The following is a 16,560-nucleotide window of genomic DNA, read 5'->3' on the forward strand; positions in this document are numbered from 1 at the left end:
TTGTGGAATTTGTTATGTCAAAGATCGGCACTCCTTTATCGAATACGGCTAAAAAGGTCATGATGCTTGGCTCGGGTGAGTTGGGCAAAGAGGTGGTTATCGAATTGCAACGCTTTGGGGTTGAGGTGATTGCAGTTGATCGTTACGCCAATGCTCCTGCGATGCAGGTGGCGCATCGTAGTCATGTAGTTAATATGCTCAATGGTGATGCGCTAAAGCGCGTTATTGTGGAAGAAAAGCCGGATTTAATTGTGCCCGAAATCGAGGCTATTGCGACGGAAACATTGTTAGATGTCGAGAAAGAGGGCTTTACAGTCATACCAACTGCTCGCGCAACTCGCCTGACCATGGATCGTGAAGGGATTCGTCGTTTGGCGGCAGAAGACTTAGGCCTGGAAACTTCTCCCTATCGTTTTGCCGATACCTATGAAGAATACAAGCAGGCAGTTGATGAGATTGGCTTACCTTTTGTCATTAAGCCAGTGATGAGTAGTTCTGGTAAAGGACAGTCAACGGTCAAAACTGAGGAGCAAATTGATGCGGCCTGGAAATACTCACAGGCGGGCGGGCGCACCGGTAAGGGACGAGTGATAGTCGAAGGCTTTGTTGATTTCGATTACGAGATTACTTTATTGACGGTTCGTTCAGTGAGTGGCACTCAGTTTTGTGCACCAATAGGTCACATTCAGGAAGACGGTGATTATCGAGAATCATGGCAGCCGCAGGCAATGTCTGAAAAAGCGCTGGCTGAAGCTCAACACATGGCCAAAGCTGTCACCGATGAACTGGGCGGTTATGGTCTTTTCGGTGTTGAGATCTTTATTAAAGGCGATAAAGCGATATTCAGCGAGGTATCACCACGGCCTCACGACACTGGCTTAGTTACATTGATTTCTCAGGATTTGTCTGAGTTTGCCCTGCATGCTCGCGCGATATTGGGTTTACCAATCCCAGCTATTCGTCAGCAAGGCCCTTCAGCTTCAGCTGTTATTTTAGTCGAAGGTGAGTCACAGCAGGTTGAGTTTGGTAATCTTGAGGCAGCTATGTTTGAGGCTGATACTCAATTACGTTTATTTGGTAAACCGGAAGTCAGCGGTAAGCGTCGCATGGGCGTTGCCCTGGCAAAAGCTGACTCGGTAGAGCAGGCCAGAGCTAAAGCTCGTAATAGTGCGGCCAAAGTAACCATCAAACTTTAAGATCCTTAACTAAAGTAAAAAGAACTCTCTTGGGCTTAAGTGTCATTACTCATAGAGTGTGATACCCAAGAGAGTTAAGTGTTACTTACCTATTCAGAAGCCACTAGTTGATTTGGACTGATTTTGTTGGCTTTTCACTACCTGCTTTTTTAGGTAAGTGAATGTTTAGCATGCCATCTTTAAACTCAGCCTTGCATTGATCCGTATCAACATTGTCAGGCAGGGTAAAACTACGAGTAAAGCTTCCGTAAAAGCGTTCCAATCTATGCTGCTTTTCATCCTTTTCTTCATAGCGGCGTTCACCCTGAACGCTCAAGATATTGTTTTCAATATTAATTTTGACATCTTCTTTCTTAACTTCCGGTAGCTCTGCTTTAACCAGAAATTCATCTGCTTTTTCGATAAAGTCGACAGCAGGGCGCCACTCGTTACCGAAGCCATTCGACATTTCGTCAAATAAGCCTGAAACTGGGAAGTTGATGAAAGATTCGATATTTGAGAAAGGTTTCCACTTTGATAGTTGCATAATACACCTCCAAATTATGTAGTTTGCTATGCTAGACTAAACCCACCAACCTCCTGTCACTTTGATCCAGATCAAAATAATGTTAGGTTGAAAGGGTATAACTAACTGTATCTATTAGAAACACCTGTTAGACAAAGGAGAGAGTTATGGGTTCATATAAGCAGGTCTTAGTGGCATTAGATCTTCGCAAAGAAGGCGAGGCCATTATCCAAAAAGCACAAAATATTCTAGCAAAAGGTGGCGACCTCCACCTAGTACATGTTGCAGAACCCATCGAAGCGGGATTATGGGCTGGTGCACCGTTCGGAGCTGTTATTGTCAATACTGATGATATTGAGCAGGAAGCGATTAAGGCTAAGACTAAGCGAATTAATGACTTCGCCAAGAAACATGGCGTAGCTGATGACCATTGCCATATCAAAATCGGTAAGCCGTCACGTGAAATCAAGAAGTATGCGGAAGAGCAGAATTGCGATGTAATTGTTATCGGTACACATGGTCAACATGGCTGGGAGCTTTTGCTTGGCTCAACGGCCAATGGCGTTTTACATGGCGCACCTTGTGATGTGTTATGTGTTCAGATGCGTAACCCGAAAGAGTAATGTGAGTATCGTTTAAAAAAAGGAGCTCATTGAGCTCCTTTTTTGGTAAAAATTTCTGCACTTTGAGCAGTTAATTTCTATTAGTCTTAAGTGGTTTAACCGTCACTAGCATCAGTGGCAATAAGGTTAAATTAAGGAATAGTGCTACCGCCATAGCAAAGCCTGTTAGTAAACCAAAGTAGATCGATGGAATAAACTCTGACAGTGCAAGAATGGCGAAGCCAACAATAATTGTTACACCAGTATAATAAATCGCCTTACCAATACTACCATGGCAACGCTCCATGGTTGCCAGATAATTATTATCTTTTTTGAACTCACTTTTAAAACGATGCACATAATGAATTGAGTTATCAACCGCTATACCAATTACGATCGCTGCAATAGTGATCGTCATCATATCCATTGGTACGCCCATCCAACCCATAATACCGAGTACCAATGCTGCGGAGAGTGCATTAGGAATAGTGGCCAGAATAGCGAGTACGAACGAACGGAACAGCACTAGGAACATGATAAGAATAGCAAGATAGACTACACCAATGGTCATAATCTGTGAGTCAAACAGGCTTTGAAGCATATTGTTATAGAGCACCAACATACCGGTAAAATGAACGTGCTCCGGTCTAATACTGGTTTCATTAACAATAAAAGTATTAATGGTATCAATTAGCTCAGAGCGTTTTAAATTAGGATTAGTTTCTTCTACTCTAATATTGATACGAACTTGATCACCATCATCAGATAGATAAGGATCGAGTAAGGTGGTGCGGACATCATCAGGCATCTTTTGATGCACCAAGGTTAAAGTAAGTTCATCAGGATATTCACCGTCGTTCATTTCCTTGAGAACTTTCGCTGTGGTAGCGAGTGACTGGACTTTGCCGGTAACTTCAAGACTATCGATGTAATCATGAATCTTTTCCAGCGTTTCTAGTTTACTGCGGGTAAACCAATAGCCGGCATCATAACTGCCGCTATCAAATTCATCAGAAAATTCGTCTTCAAACTCATCCTCGGCGAACAGTGATTCTTCATTTGGGTCAGCATCAATAACGATATCTAAAGGCGTTGTACCACCAAGCTGTTGGTCGATGACTGTCATACCACGATAAATTTCGGTGGTTGGCTTGAAGTAATCAATAAAACGGTTCTCGACTTTTAACTGAGAAATGCCATAAGCACTGAATAGCACCAGCAGTACTGCCAAAGTAAAGATGAAAGGCTTAAATTTCACACTGATGTTATAGATCCAGTGAGTGATTTTGTAAGTGATGCTGGAGCCGCTTTGATGCTTTTCAGTATTTAGAATCTGAATAAAACTTGGGAATACAATAAAGGTGATGATGAAGCCAAGTGCCAAGCCAATAGTCATAATCCAGCCAAAATCAATCACGGGACGGATGCCACTTATTAGTAATGAAATGAAGGCAACAATGGTGGTTAGTGCAGTGTATAAACAAGGCCAATACATGGTTCTTATAGTTGCCTTGACTCGCTCCATTTGTGTACTGCTGGGGTTGTCGGAAATAAAGTCTCGATAAAAAACAACTAGGTGCACATTTAATGCTAATACGGTTATCAGCAAAATTGACGGGAAGTTGGATGAAATGACGGTTATTCGCCAGTCTAGATAACTAAGTAGGCCTGCCAATATAAGCACTGTAACTAAGCAAGAGAAAAGTGGAACAACTACCCAGCGAAGTTTGCCAAAGAAAACAAATAACGCAACCATAATAAACAGTAAGATGCCGATACCAAATACGGTGATGTCATGCTGAATGAAATCAAGCATGTCATTGGTAATCATTGAAATGCCACCGAGGTACAATTCGGCTTCATCTCGGTAATCATCCATAATGATTCTAACGTCTTCTATGATCTGGCTGGTGCGTTCGGAAACTAGCTTGCTATAAGCATCAAACTCTTCTTCCAGTCGTTCAAGACGTTCTGATTCTTCAGCTGAGAGTTGCTGCTGGCTTCGCTTTAAACGTAGCTGGTCACGGGCATCAAGCAAGCTAAAGTAGCGTTCATCACGTTCAAAGTTAACTTGAAGGGCACTGGTTTCGCCATTTTCTCCAACCAGCAGGTTGGTATAAAGAGGACTGCTCGTGAATTCTTCAAGAGCTTTTTGCTTATCAACACCTTTATCCATCAGTGTTGGAATTTCAGCGGACAGGGCTTCTGCATCCAGTTTTATACCATCCAACAAAGGCACATTAAGTATACTGTTGATATTAGCAACGGTTGGGATCTGCTCTAAACGACTGACCAGGTCTTGTAATGACGCCAGTGCTTCTTGATCCATCAAACCAGCATTAGGCTTCCAGGTAATAATCAGGAAGTCATCAGAGCCGTAGCGCTCATTCACCTGACGATAAAAGTTTAATGATGTGTCGTTTTCTAGTGTGAGCGACTCACCTGAGGCATCCAGTCTAAACTTAGGCAGCTGTGTCGCTGCAACCACAGACAGTATGATCACCAAAGAGAGGGTGATGATCGGATGGTTTAAAATGAGTTTCTGATAAAGCCTGAAAAAGAAGTGCTCTTTATTGTGTGTCATGGATGAGTTCCAAGTTTAAATATCAGTTTCTGGTGCGCGGTAGAGTTTAGGCATAATACGCACAGTTTTAATAAGGTTGTCTTTGACCTGCAAAATTTCCATGGGGTAACCATGTAAACGTAATCCCGTGGATGCTTCAGGAATGGTTTCCAGATACTCTGTAATCAGGCCATTTAATGTTTTTGGACCATCAAGAGGTAGGTACCACTTCATGGCTCGATTCAATTCACGAATAGTAATGGTGCCGTCTACTAAATATGTCCCATCGTGTTGTGCTTGAATCTCTTTATTGATGTTCGACATCTCTGTGGTGAAGTCGCCGACAATTTCTTCAAGAATATCATCGAGTGTGACTAATCCTTCAATATCACCATACTCATCAACCACTAAACCGATACGATCACGTTTGCGCTGAAATTTCATTAGCTGCGTGTGTAGCGGTGTACCCTCAGGCACATAATAAATAGGATCCAGGAAATCAAGAATCGCTTCAGGTGTGGGCTCTTCCAGTTCTAAAATGCGGCCAAAATTACGGGCGTGTAAAAAGCCCTGCACTTGATCAATTTCTTCTTTAAAGACGAGTAGTCTGGTGTGGATACTGTTACGGATTTGTTCGAAGATATAATCCATATCATCCGTTAAATCGATACCCGCTATTTCGTTGCGAGGCACCATAATGTCGTCAACAGAGACGGTTTCCAGATCTAGAATACTCAGCAGCATTTTCTGGTGTCGACGCGGAATCATTGCACCAGCTTCATTAACTACTGTTCTTAACTCATCTTGACTGAGATGGTCCTCGCCTTCTTTGCCGGCATTGACGCCAAACAACTTCAATAAGCCATTGGCCAGAAAACTAATTAATTTAATGACCGGCGAAAAAATGGCGGAAAGAGGTTTTAGAATTGGTGCTGCAAAGAAAGCAATACGCTCAGGATAAAGAGCTGCTAGCGTTTTTGGGGTTACTTCCGCGAAGATTAGAACGACAACCGTTAACATTAAAGTCGCCGCAAATATACCGCCTTCACCCCAAAAGCGAATGGCGATGACTGTGGCAATTGCCGAAGCTAAAATATTAACAATGTTATTTCCGAGCAATATAAGCCCGAGAAGTTTGTCCGGACGCTTGAGCATGTTGTAGACCCGTTTGGCACTGTGGTCTCCATTTTTTGCTCGGTGTTTCAATCGATAACGATTGAGCGACATCATTCCCGTTTCTGAGCTTGAAAAAAAAGCCGAGAGAAGTATCAGTAAGCCAAGAATGATAAACAGGGTGCTGGTCGACAGGGTTTCCAAACACTAACCTCGCTGAAGAATGTAGTCTAGCACCAGCTTACTGCCAACGAATCCAATTGCCAGAATAATAAAGGCAATGATGCACAGCCGAGCAAAGCGAATACCACTTAAACGGGATAACTTATACCCGAGGTAAAATGTACAGAAGCTGAACCAAGCCAAAGCAGAAAGAATGATTTTATGCAGTGACTGAGCTTTTAATGCGCTATCCGGTTGCATAAAGCCGAGCACCAACGCAACACCCAAACTAATAATTCCCGAGAGTACCAAGGCCGATAGGAATTGCTCCATTTGCATCAAAGGTGGCAAAAGTGGGTGAATGGATGCTGGTTTACTGCGCAGTTTTTTGTGCAGGAACAAGACTAAAGCACTTTGAAAAGTTGCTACCAGAAGCAGGCTAAATCCAATGACCGAGAGCCAGATATGCCAAAAGGCTAATGTATTGCCTTTAAGCATTAAAATATTAGGCTTCTCTGGGAGAAGATTCAGTAATGAAACCACTCCGGCAAATAGACAGGCGTAAAGCATTAGGTGGGGTGTTTGATGACTTAATCGATAAACCGCTACCAATAACACCATGATTAGTGAAATCAGCGATAAGGTATTCAGTAGCGATAAATTTTGCCCGGCGCCAGTTTCTATCGCCAAATAAAGCGCGTACAGATGCAAAGCAATGGGTGCCAGCGGCAACCATTTTCCCCATTCTGGAACTTCTTTGGCCGGGTGGTTAAGGCGGAGAATAAAAAATACCGCCAATACAAGATAAGAAAGCCCGGTAATTATATCGATTAACACTGCCTTAAGGCCTTTAGTTTGTTAGAGTTTTCTTAATCCGCCATTTTAGAGCAAATTAACACTGAAACAAGCGCTATCTATGAGAAATACTACAACAAAGCCACTTGCTTTTCGTTATAATGCCCCTAATTTAATAAATGCCATTAATTTGAGATAAGCAACAATGTTTGACAGTTTAAGTGATCGTCTCTCCGGTGCCCTGAAAACGCTAAAAGGAAAGGGCAAAATCAGTGAAGACAATATTAAGGATACGTTACGCGAAGTGCGCATGGCCTTGTTGGAGGCTGATGTTGCATTGCCCGTAGTAAAAGCTTTTATTGGTGATGTCAAAGAGCGTGCCATGGGTGCTGAGGTCGGTAAAGCTCTCGATCCCGGTCAGGCTTTCATCAAAATTGTTAATGATGAGTTGGTCAAAGCGATGGGCGAGGCCAATGATGGCTTAAACCTAAGCGCTAAGCCACCAGTGGTAATTTTGATGGCAGGCTTGCAAGGTGCGGGTAAAACCACCAGTGCCGGTAAATTAGCTCATTTATTGCAGACTCGCGAAAAGAAATCGGTGATGGTTGCCAGTGCCGACGTTTATCGTCCAGCCGCAATCAAGCAGCTCGAAACGGTTGCTGGCGAAGTGGGCGCAACCTTCTTCCCAAGTTCAACCGACCAGAAGCCAATCGATATTGCCAATAACGCCATCAAAGAAGCGAAAAAGCAGTTTATTGATGTGGTCATAATCGATACGGCGGGTCGTTTGGCGATTGATGAAGCCATGATGGATGAAATCAAGGCGCTTCATGCTGCGATAGAGCCGACCGAAACTCTCTTTGTTGTTGACTCAATGACTGGTCAGGATGCCGCCAATACCGCGAAGGCGTTTAATGATGCCTTGCCGTTAACCGGTGTTATTCTGACCAAAGCCGATGGTGATGCGCGTGGCGGTGCGGCTCTGTCTATTCGTCATATCACGGGTAAACCAATTAAGTTTATTGGTATGGGCGAGAAAATCGATCAGCTGGAGCCATTCCATCCAGAGCGTGTTGCCTCTCGAATTTTAGGAATGGGCGATGTCTTAAGCTTGATTGAAGAAGTCGAGCGTAAGGTTGATAAGAAAAAAGCCGAGAAAGTCGCCAAGAAAATTATGAAAGGCAAAGGCTTTGATCTCGGTGATTTCCGCGATCAGCTTTTACAAATGAATAATATGGGTGGCATGGCAGGTTTAATGGATAAGCTGCCTGGCATGGGACAAATCCCCGAAGCGGCTAAGAAAAAAGCTCTTAATAACAAAATGACTGATCGCATGATCGCCATGATCAATTCAATGACGCCAAAAGAGCGCGCTCGACCAGAGCTGATAAAAGGTTCTCGTAAAAAGCGTATCGCCAATGGTTCCGGCACTCAGATTCAAGACGTCAATCGCCTGCTTAAGCAATTCAATCAGATGCAAAAAATGATGAAGAAGATGAAAGGACCAGGCGGCATGATGAAGATGATGCGCGGCATGAAAGGAATGATGCCTCCGGGAGGAGGTGGGCCGGGCGGACCTGGGGGGATGCCTCCTTTCGGCCGATAAAAGCTTCTAATAGCTTCGTTAAATATCCTTAACTTTTTGACTCGTTTACTTTTAGTAAACCACGGCAAAAAGTTAAGGTATTTGCCTTGCTCTAGAAGCTTTTAAAGTTCTTGTAATGGCTAAAATCACTGATTACTTTGTTAAAAATCCTTTTCTCACTAGTTACTTACTGAAGTAAGCGCCTGGCTTGAAAAGGATTTTAGCCTCGTACTAAGTGATGTTCTCTCCCTAAAAGCTTTCTGCCATTTTAGGTAAGCTTTTATTTTTCCTCTGAAATAATTACAGTACCTTTCTTTCTTTCCTCTTGGATGTATTCTTCCATAAGCTCGATACCAGCTTTCATTTTTTTGAGATTTTCGGGCTGAATTTTCGCTGCAAATTCAAGGCAGTCTTTACCGAAGCTGCTGACAATGTCTGGGATAGTATTAGCTCCCCAGACGCTATTTATATTACATGTAACCTGAATTCTTTCGCAGGCGTTCACATTAACCTGAAGTCTGCTTCCGGTACATTTTGGGAATTCATCTTTGAGATAAGATAGGAAATTCTCGGCTATGCCAAGGTTACTATATTGTCTGTATATATCGGAGGATGACTTTACAATCTGATCTTTTTGCTCAGGTGAGATAAGAGAATTGATATGATCAAAATGCTTTGAAAGCTCTTTATTTCCGTTCTCTTTGGCTACTCTGGCCCAGGCATATGCCTTTTGAAGGTCTTTTTCACCGGTCAGTCCGTTCAAATAGACGACCGATAATATATATTGTGCATACTTGTCGCCCGCCTTGGCTAACTTTGAGTATAGCTGTTGTGATTCTTGGTATTGTTCATTTTTGAATAACTCATCTGCCTTTGCTATATCCGACTCATTAATCACGTAAAACTCTTGGTTACTTCCAAAAACTATCGAAGAGCAAGATAGTAGAACGATAGTAAGTAGTAATTTCTTGATATGCATAATCCTTTTTTCCTTTGCTTATTAAGTGATTGTCGTTTTTAGGACGTTATTGAAATTAGAATGGTGACAACAATTAATATTCATCTACTAGACAATATAATCATCAGTAGATGAAAATATACTTTAGCTAGGAAATTAATTCAGGGCCAGGTATATAATTGGCTAACCCTGATTTATCGAGCTGTGTAACAGTTTAGAAATCGAACAACTCTCCGAGCAGGCTTTTTTTCTTTTTACGCTTGTAGTGATCGTTGTCACTATATCCATGATGTGCTCGGCTTTGCTCGCGATATTTAGATTCTTTATAGTGGTCATCACGATATCTTGGCTCTTGAGCGTGAGGTTGTGGGTTTGTAGCTTGAGGTGCTGCAGCTGGCGCTGAACGCTCAATAATTTTGTCCAACTCACCACGATCCAGCCAAACACCGCGGCACTTAGGACAGTAGTCAATTTCAATTCCTTCGCGCGAGGTCATTACTAAATCAGCACCATCACAGACAGGGCATTGCATAGGGGTAACTCCTTTAACTTGATGTTTAATATATGTCTTCTTGTTTATAGCAATATTTTGGATGTTTGAGTATCAATCAAGGATAAAGATTGGTCAGCAAATGTAACAACGCTTAGTGATAGAGCTGAATGGTGAATGGATAAGTGTGCGGACTATTTAGTGTGTTCGTAAATATAAATTGTAAGGTTTCACCGAATCAGGCGAATAAGGTAGTAAATATAAGGATTTTTTAGGTAAAATCGTTTCCAAATGCCGTGTATTTAATGTAAAATTCGCGCTCTTAAAATTTTGAAAGCCTTCAAAAGCCTCGATTTCTGGCGCTTTTGGGGCTGTTTTGTACTTAAAACAGAGGATTTGAACGATATGGTAACCATTCGTTTAGCTCGTGGTGGTTCTAAAAAACGCCCATTTTACCACGTTGTAGTTGCTGATGTTCGCGCTCGTCGCGACGGCCGTTTCATTGAGCGTGTAGGTTTCTTTAACCCGGTAGCTCGTGGTAATGAAGAGCGTTTACGCCTTGATAATGACCGTATTCAACACTGGATCGGTGAAGGCGCGCAAACATCTACCCGCGTAGCGACTTTAATGAAACAAGCTGCTAAAGCTTAATTAAATCGTTCTAACAAACTGATTTAATAGGGTTTTCTATGTCACAAGCTTTTAAGCCGCTAATTGTCGGCAAATTAAACGGAGCTTCTGGCATAAAAGGGTGGGTAAAGGTTTTTTCCTATACTGACCCGAAGGAGAATATCCTGAATTATAGTCCCTGGTATTTGAAACTGGATGGCCAATGGCAACAGGTTTTAATTATCAATGGACGTGAGCAGGGAAAGACTGTGGTGGCTCAGCTTGAAGGTTGTAATGACCGTAATACAGCTGAGAGTTACCGTGGCGTTGAGATTGCAATTGATGAGTCTCAACTGCCTCAGCTTGAGGAAGGTGAATATTACTGGCGTGACCTGGTTGGGTTAACGGTGGTTAATGTTGCCGGAGACGAGATGGGAACAGTCGAGAAAATGATGGAAACGGGTGCTAATGACGTATTAGTGGTTAAAACTGCTTCGAAAGAAGAGTTGCTAATACCTTATGTTCCCGAGTATAGCGTGATCAAGGTTGATCTGGAGTCTAAGCAGATTACGGTTGACTGGGAGTTTGACGACCAGCCATGAATCACATGAGGTTCAGCGCATGAACATTCATGTGATTTCTTTGTTTCCGACCATGTTTGATGGGGTTATGGAGCAAGGCGTAGTCGGCAGAGCGGTCAAGCAGGGCAAAGTACATTTTGCTGTGACTAATCCGCGAGACTTCACAACGGATAAACATAGAACCGTTGACGATAGACCTTACGGTGGTGGGCCAGGCATGTTAATGATGACTGAACCGCTAGCCGAAGCAATTCGTTATGCTGAGACTCGCATGAGTCTTGAGACACCATCAGAACCTGTTTACAAAGTGTATTTGTCCCCACAAGGACGCCGCCTGAACCATCAGGTGGTTAAAGAATTGGCCGGAAAGCCAAACCTGCTATTTGTAGCAGGGCGCTATGAAGGGATTGATGAGCGAGTGATTGAGTCAGAAATTGATGATGAAATCTCGCTAGGCGACTTTGTTCTTAGTGGTGGTGAGATTGCAGCTATGGCTGTAATCGATGCGGTGGTCAGAATGCAGCCGGGCGTGCTCGGACATGAAGACTCTGCAAGTGAAGACTCTTTTGCGGAAGGTTTATTGGATCATCCGCATTATACAAGGCCTGAGATTTTTGAGGGCCAGCAGGTCCCGCCCATATTGCTCAGTGGCGATCATGAGAACATTCGTCGCTGGAGGCTGAAGCAATCTCTGGGGAGAACCTGGTTGAGACGTAAGGATTTGTTGGACGACATTCAACTGAATGATGAGCAACAAAAACTCTTACAGGAATTTATTGAAGAATACCAAGCAAGCGCTAACAAGTAGTCTTCGACCGATTAATTTTGAACGAGCGAGAGCTCGAATGAGGAGCATACAGCCATGAGTAACATTATCCAGCAATTAGAAGCTGAGCAAATGAACAAAGAGATCCCGACCTTTGGTGCCGGTGATACAGTTATTGTTCAAGTTAAAGTTAAAGAAGGTAACCGTGAGCGTTTACAGGCTTTTGAAGGCGTTGTTATCGCAAAGCGTAACCGCGGTCTTAACTCTGCATTCACAGTGCGTAAGATTTCTTCTGGTGTAGGCGTTGAGCGTACATTCCAATCTTACAGCCCAATGATTGACAGCATCGAAGTTAAGCGTCGTGGTGATGTTCGTAAAGCGAAAATCTACTACTTGCGTGAGCGTTCAGGTAAATCTGCACGTATTAAAGAAAAACTGGTTCTTAAAAAGTAAGATCAGTTCTTCGCTAAAAAAAGCAGTCCATTGGGCTGCTTTTTTTATGCCTCAAACTTTTATTCTGGTAAAGTTGAAGTTTACCAAGTTTTAGTTGTGGCGAGATGAGCGAATCGATTATTGAACAGTTCTGTGATCAGGTCTGGATGGAGCAGGGGTTATCCGATGCTACCTTGTCCAGCTATCGTAGTGATCTCAAATTGTTCAATCAGTGGCTCCAAAAGCAAGGCAAGGATTTGCTTCGCAGTTCACCATTCGACATCCAGCAATATTTAGCCGAGCGATATACCAAGCAATACAGTAGCCGTTCTACGGCTCGTTTTTTATCATCTGCCCGTAAGTTTTACCGTTACTTAATACAGTCGAATCAGATCAAGGTCGACCCGACACAGCAAATCGACAGCCCCAAAATTCAACCGCCAGTACCCAAGTCCCTAAGTGAAGACGAGGTGGATAGCTTGCTCAGTCAGCCTGATTTGGAGACGGCACTCGGTTTACGTGACAAAGCCATGCTGGAGCTTTTATACAGTAGTGGCCTGCGTATTACTGAGCTGATTTCAGTAGAAGTCAACCAGATTGGTTTCCAGCAGGGTGTAATGCGAGTGATTGGTAAGGGCAACAAGGAGCGATTAGTTCCGATTGGCGAAGAAGCATTACAGGCAATATCGCTATATATCAGACATGGTCGAGCAGAGCTGGCAAACGAAAAAGTTTGCGACTGGTTGTTTTTGAGCACCAGAGGGCAGAGAATGACGCGCCAGACTTTCTGGCATCGAATTAAGCTTTATGCCAAAACTGCAGGAATCAGAAAGCATTTATCGCCGCATACCTTACGTCATGCTTTTGCCACACACCTACTGAATCATGGGGCTGATTTGCGTACACTGCAAATGTTGTTAGGGCACAGTGATTTGTCAACCACACAAATCTATACTCACGTCGCTAAGGAACGGCTCAAGCAGCTCCATAGCGAGCATCATCCACGAGGTTGATGGTTATTAAAACCCATGTTTAGGGTGTAAATGTTTGTAAATCGGCTTAAAAGTTAGCTAGCGACTGGCTAGAATGGCATTCTTAACAGGTGTCTATATTTCTTAAGTTCACCTTTCCATAAATTCATTACGCATCTGAGTGGAGTCCCTATCAAGATGAAAAATCTGTTAATTATATTGATGCTTAGCTTAACTATTCCTTTAGCCTCTGCAGCTACCAAGGCTCTGAGTGAAGAGGAAGTTAAAGTGATGTTAGAAGCGCGTTTCCCGGGTGCATCGATAGACCATGTTTCTCCCTCAGAGGTGGACTCTCTGTATTCCTTCATGTTGCAAGGTGATCTTTATTATGTATCAAATGATGGGAAGTACCTGATCGATGGCAAAATGCTTGATATTTCAACAGAGCAAATTCGAAATATCTCACAGGAACGAATTTCTCAGCTCGATCAAATGAAGTCACCGATGCGTAAACGTGAAATGGCTAAGCTGAAAGATGAAGATATGGTTATTTTCAAAGCACCAAATGAAGAGCATGTCATTAGTGTTTTCACCGATATAGATTGTGGCTATTGCCAAAAAATGCATCGTGAGCGTGATGATTATTTAAGCCGGGGCATTACCATTCGCTATTTAGCATTCCCGCGCGCTGGATTAAAATCAAAATCAGCGGACAAACTACAAGGGATATGGTGCGCTAAAGATCAGCAGACAGCCATGACTGAAGCCAAGCTAGAGCGAAAGTACCGTGAAGGTAGTTGTACGACACCATTTGCTGAGCATATGAGCTTAGTCAGAAAGTTTGGTATTCGAGGAACGCCTGGCATTATCCTCGAAAATGGCGACTTAGTGGGTGGTTACCTGCCAGCTGAAATCATGCGCCAGCGTTTGGATCAGCTTAAGAAAGACACCAAGTAATAGTATTTTAGAATTCGAATGCCTGTTTTGTCACTTGATGAAGCAGGTTTTTTTGTGCTTGCGGCAATTAAAATCAAGGATAAAGCAGGGCTAAAACCTTGCGCCCGTCGCTGGCTAGAATAGTGAATGTTCGACAGGCCGCATCAGTTGCCATCACTTCCAGCGGAGTTCCCATCATTTGCGCTTGCTCCAAAAGATCCCAAGATGGAAACTGCTGATTTTTGCCGGTGCCTAAAATTACCACTTCATAATCGCTAATCTTTAGCTCTTCCAGTAACTCTTTATTAAGTTCGCTTGAATCCACCGGTAGTACATTCTCACGCAACACATCGAGCCCTACAACAATTGGGTCCTGATATGTCGCATCATTGATCATAATAGAGCCTGGGCTATAAGAGCGTATCTTGTAGCTCCCAGTGTTATTATCCAGCGAAAGATCCATGGGTGGTTTTCATCTATTGGAAGGAATCCCTATAATAGCAACTCATTGAACGCTGGATCAAAGTGTGAATTCGACAATTAACGATGACTCTATGAAAAAAATAATTCGACAGCGGCAGCCACAAGAAAGCACTAGCCCTTTGACCACTAGTTCTGTCTTGAATCGAATCTATTCCAATCGCGGAATACAAGACGCTGCTGAGCTTGATTATAACCTGAGCCAACTCCTTCCTTATCATGATCTGAAGGGGATTGATGTGGCTGTGGAGCTATTAGTCGAAGCTATTACTGAGCAAAGGCGCATATTGATTGTCGGGGATTTTGATGCTGATGGTGCAACCAGCAGTGCTTTGACCAAACTGGTATTGACTGACTTCGGGGCAAAGTATGTGGAATTCCTGGTGCCGAACCGATTTGAGTTTGGTTATGGTCTATCGCCTGAGTTAGTTGAGGTCGCCAAGGAGTTAAATCCAGATTTGATTGTTACAGTAGATAATGGGATTTCCAGTATTGCTGGGGTGAAAGCGGCACAAGAGGCCGGCATTAAGGTACTTATTACAGATCATCACTTGGCAGGTGATGAATTGCCGCAAGCGGATGCCATTGTGAACCCCAATCAGCCGGGAGACACTTTTCCTAGCAAAAATATGGCCGGTGTAGGTGTTGTATTTTATGTCTTGCTGGCATTGCGTGCTCGTTTACGCGATATCAACTGGTTTACAACACAAGCTATCGAAGAACCGAATTTGGCGCACAACCTTGACATAGTGGCGCTGGGAACTGTTGCTGACGTGGTGCCACTTGATAGCAATAATCGTTTGCTGGTGCATCATGGCTTGCGATTAATTCGAGCTGGTCGCTGCCGACCTGGTATCAGTGCTTTATTGCAATTAGCAAAACGACAACTGCACAAAGTGACAGCCACCGATTTAGGGTTTGCGGTAGGCCCTCGGCTTAATGCAGCCGGAAGATTAGATGATATGTCGATTGGCATTGAGTGTTTGTTGGCAGACGACAGCAAAACAGCAAAAGAGTTAGCGGATACGTTGCATAGCTTAAACAGCGACAGGCAGCAAGTTGAACAGGAGATGCAGGATGAAGCGCTCTCTAAGTTGGAAGAGGTTGACTGGCATGCTGGAGAGTTTGCACATTCGGTATGTTTATATGAGCCACATTGGCATCAAGGTGTTGTGGGGTTGTTAGCCTCGCGAATTAAAGAGAAAGTGAACAAACCTTGTATCGTTTTTGCCAATGCTGATGAAACTAGCATTAAAGGTTCGGCCCGCTCGGTGAAGGAGGTTCACATACGTGATGCTTTAGCGCTGGTAGATAGTCGTCACCCCCAGTTAATAGAAAAGTTTGGCGGGCATGCTATGGCTGCAGGCTTATCATTGGCTCTGGATAAATTAGAACAGTTTCAGCAAGCTTTTGAGAAAGCGGTGACTGATGTGTTGGGAGGAAGAGCGATAGAGGATGTCATCGAGACCGATGGCGAGCTGATGCCACAAGAGCTGACCATCGAGACTGCCGTAGAGTTAACTCAGGCAGGTCCATTCGGACAAGGATTTCCAGAGCCAGCATTTGATGGTGAGTTTGAAGTCTTGAATCATCGGATTGTTGGTGAGAACCATTTGAAATTGACCTTGCAAAAATACGGCCAGCAAGATCCAATCCAAGCGATTGCTTTTAGAATCGATGTGGAAGACTGGTTGTCACAGCCCGCACAAAAAATACGAGCTGTGTATAAGCCTGACATTAATGATTATTATAATGTTCCCGAGTTGCAGCTCATGATTCAATATTTTGAGCGTTTAGCTTGAGTCTGATATGCCGC

17 protein-coding genes are annotated in these 16,560 nt (G+C 43.4%); 10 read left to right on the forward strand and 7 right to left on the reverse strand.

Translation table 11 applies throughout. From position 1 onward, the window contains the following. The first annotated feature begins 14 nt into the window (after positions 1-14). Positions 15-1,196: a formate-dependent phosphoribosylglycinamide formyltransferase gene (purT, locus tag KKOR_RS04105; RefSeq protein WP_012800753.1), complete on the forward strand. Its 1,182-nt coding sequence runs from the start codon at positions 15-17 to the stop codon at positions 1,194-1,196. A 103-nt stretch (positions 1,197-1,299) separates the two neighbouring features. Here purT and KKOR_RS04110 read toward each other — a convergent pair whose 3' ends face one another. Further along, entirely contained in the window at positions 1,300-1,722 is a 423-nt protein-coding gene (locus KKOR_RS04110; protein WP_012800754.1) for an Hsp20/alpha crystallin family protein, read from the reverse strand. A 146-nt stretch (positions 1,723-1,868) separates the two neighbouring features. Here KKOR_RS04110 and KKOR_RS04115 point away from each other — a divergent pair, with 146 nt between their 5' ends. Beyond that, on the forward strand, positions 1,869-2,324 hold the full coding sequence (locus KKOR_RS04115) for a universal stress protein (protein ID WP_012800755.1): 456 nt from the start codon (positions 1,869-1,871) through the stop codon (positions 2,322-2,324). Between the two features lie 70 nt (positions 2,325-2,394). Here KKOR_RS04115 and KKOR_RS04120 read toward each other — a convergent pair whose 3' ends face one another. From KKOR_RS04120 to KKOR_RS04130, 3 genes are read right to left on the reverse strand one after another with little or no spacing between them, the layout of a single operon-like run. Continuing rightward, positions 2,395-4,887: an efflux RND transporter permease subunit gene (locus KKOR_RS04120; protein WP_012800756.1), complete on the reverse strand. Its 2,493-nt coding sequence runs from the start codon at positions 4,885-4,887 to the stop codon at positions 2,395-2,397. A gap of 15 nt (positions 4,888-4,902) precedes the next feature. Continuing rightward, on the reverse strand, positions 4,903-6,183 hold the full coding sequence (locus tag KKOR_RS04125) for an HlyC/CorC family transporter (RefSeq protein ID WP_012800757.1): 1,281 nt from the start codon (positions 6,181-6,183) through the stop codon (positions 4,903-4,905). A 3-nt stretch (positions 6,184-6,186) separates the two neighbouring features. Beyond that, the gene (locus KKOR_RS04130; RefSeq protein ID WP_012800758.1) at positions 6,187-6,978 is read right to left on the reverse strand and encodes a cytochrome C assembly family protein; all 792 of its coding nucleotides are present in this window, start codon (positions 6,976-6,978) and stop codon (positions 6,187-6,189) included. Positions 6,979-7,141: 163 nt separating this feature from the next. Here KKOR_RS04130 and ffh point away from each other — a divergent pair, with 163 nt between their 5' ends. Next, complete coding sequence (gene ffh, locus KKOR_RS04135) at positions 7,142-8,542, forward strand: signal recognition particle protein (RefSeq protein WP_012800759.1); 1,401 nt, start codon at positions 7,142-7,144, stop codon at positions 8,540-8,542. A 259-nt stretch (positions 8,543-8,801) separates the two neighbouring features. Here the strand turns inward: ffh and KKOR_RS04140 are convergent, their stop codons facing one another. Together KKOR_RS04140 and KKOR_RS04145 are read right to left on the reverse strand one after the other, a co-directional pair. Further along, positions 8,802-9,500, reverse strand: a complete 699-nt coding sequence (locus tag KKOR_RS04140; RefSeq protein WP_012800760.1) for a tetratricopeptide repeat protein — start codon at positions 9,498-9,500, stop codon at positions 8,802-8,804. Positions 9,501-9,693: 193 nt separating this feature from the next. Beyond that, complete coding sequence (locus KKOR_RS04145) at positions 9,694-10,011, reverse strand: TFIIB-type zinc ribbon-containing protein (protein WP_012800761.1); 318 nt, start codon at positions 10,009-10,011, stop codon at positions 9,694-9,696. 363 nt (positions 10,012-10,374) lie between these two features. On the opposite strand from KKOR_RS04145, the gene rpsP reads away from it, so the two are divergent. The 6 genes from rpsP to KKOR_RS04175 all read left to right on the forward strand — a co-directional run bounded on the left by rpsP (position 10,375) and on the right by KKOR_RS04175 (position 14,285). Continuing rightward, entirely contained in the window at positions 10,375-10,620 is a 246-nt protein-coding gene (gene rpsP / locus KKOR_RS04150; RefSeq protein ID WP_012800762.1) for a 30S ribosomal protein S16, read from the forward strand. 38 nt (positions 10,621-10,658) lie between these two features. Next, a complete protein-coding gene (gene rimM, locus KKOR_RS04155; RefSeq protein WP_012800763.1) occupies positions 10,659-11,180 on the forward strand; it encodes a ribosome maturation factor RimM in 522 nt (173 codons plus the stop codon). Positions 11,181-11,199: 19 nt separating this feature from the next. Then, the gene (gene trmD / locus KKOR_RS04160) at positions 11,200-11,967 is read left to right on the forward strand and encodes a tRNA (guanosine(37)-N1)-methyltransferase TrmD (RefSeq protein WP_012800764.1); all 768 of its coding nucleotides are present in this window, start codon (positions 11,200-11,202) and stop codon (positions 11,965-11,967) included. Positions 11,968-12,021: 54 nt separating this feature from the next. Further along, on the forward strand, positions 12,022-12,378 hold the full coding sequence (gene rplS, locus KKOR_RS04165) for a 50S ribosomal protein L19 (RefSeq protein ID WP_012800765.1): 357 nt from the start codon (positions 12,022-12,024) through the stop codon (positions 12,376-12,378). A gap of 104 nt (positions 12,379-12,482) precedes the next feature. Further along, positions 12,483-13,370 (forward strand): site-specific tyrosine recombinase XerD, encoded by an 888-nt coding sequence (gene xerD / locus KKOR_RS04170; protein ID WP_012800766.1) that lies wholly within the window; start codon positions 12,483-12,485, stop codon positions 13,368-13,370. Between the two features lie 156 nt (positions 13,371-13,526). Further along, complete coding sequence (locus KKOR_RS04175) at positions 13,527-14,285, forward strand: thioredoxin fold domain-containing protein (protein WP_012800767.1); 759 nt, start codon at positions 13,527-13,529, stop codon at positions 14,283-14,285. A 73-nt stretch (positions 14,286-14,358) separates the two neighbouring features. Here the strand turns inward: KKOR_RS04175 and KKOR_RS04180 are convergent, their stop codons facing one another. Then, positions 14,359-14,727, reverse strand: a complete 369-nt coding sequence (locus KKOR_RS04180) for an Mth938-like domain-containing protein (protein WP_041296006.1) — start codon at positions 14,725-14,727, stop codon at positions 14,359-14,361. Between the two features lie 91 nt (positions 14,728-14,818). Between KKOR_RS04180 and recJ the strand changes: the two genes are divergently transcribed. Beyond that, entirely contained in the window at positions 14,819-16,546 is a 1,728-nt protein-coding gene (gene recJ, locus KKOR_RS04185) for a single-stranded-DNA-specific exonuclease RecJ (protein ID WP_041296007.1), read from the forward strand. The last annotated feature ends 14 nt before the right edge of the window (positions 16,547-16,560 follow it).

Origin of the sequence: Kangiella koreensis DSM 16069 (genome assembly GCF_000024085.1) — a bacterium.
In the GTDB taxonomy this organism is placed as follows: domain Bacteria; phylum Pseudomonadota; class Gammaproteobacteria; order Enterobacterales; family Kangiellaceae; genus Kangiella; species Kangiella koreensis.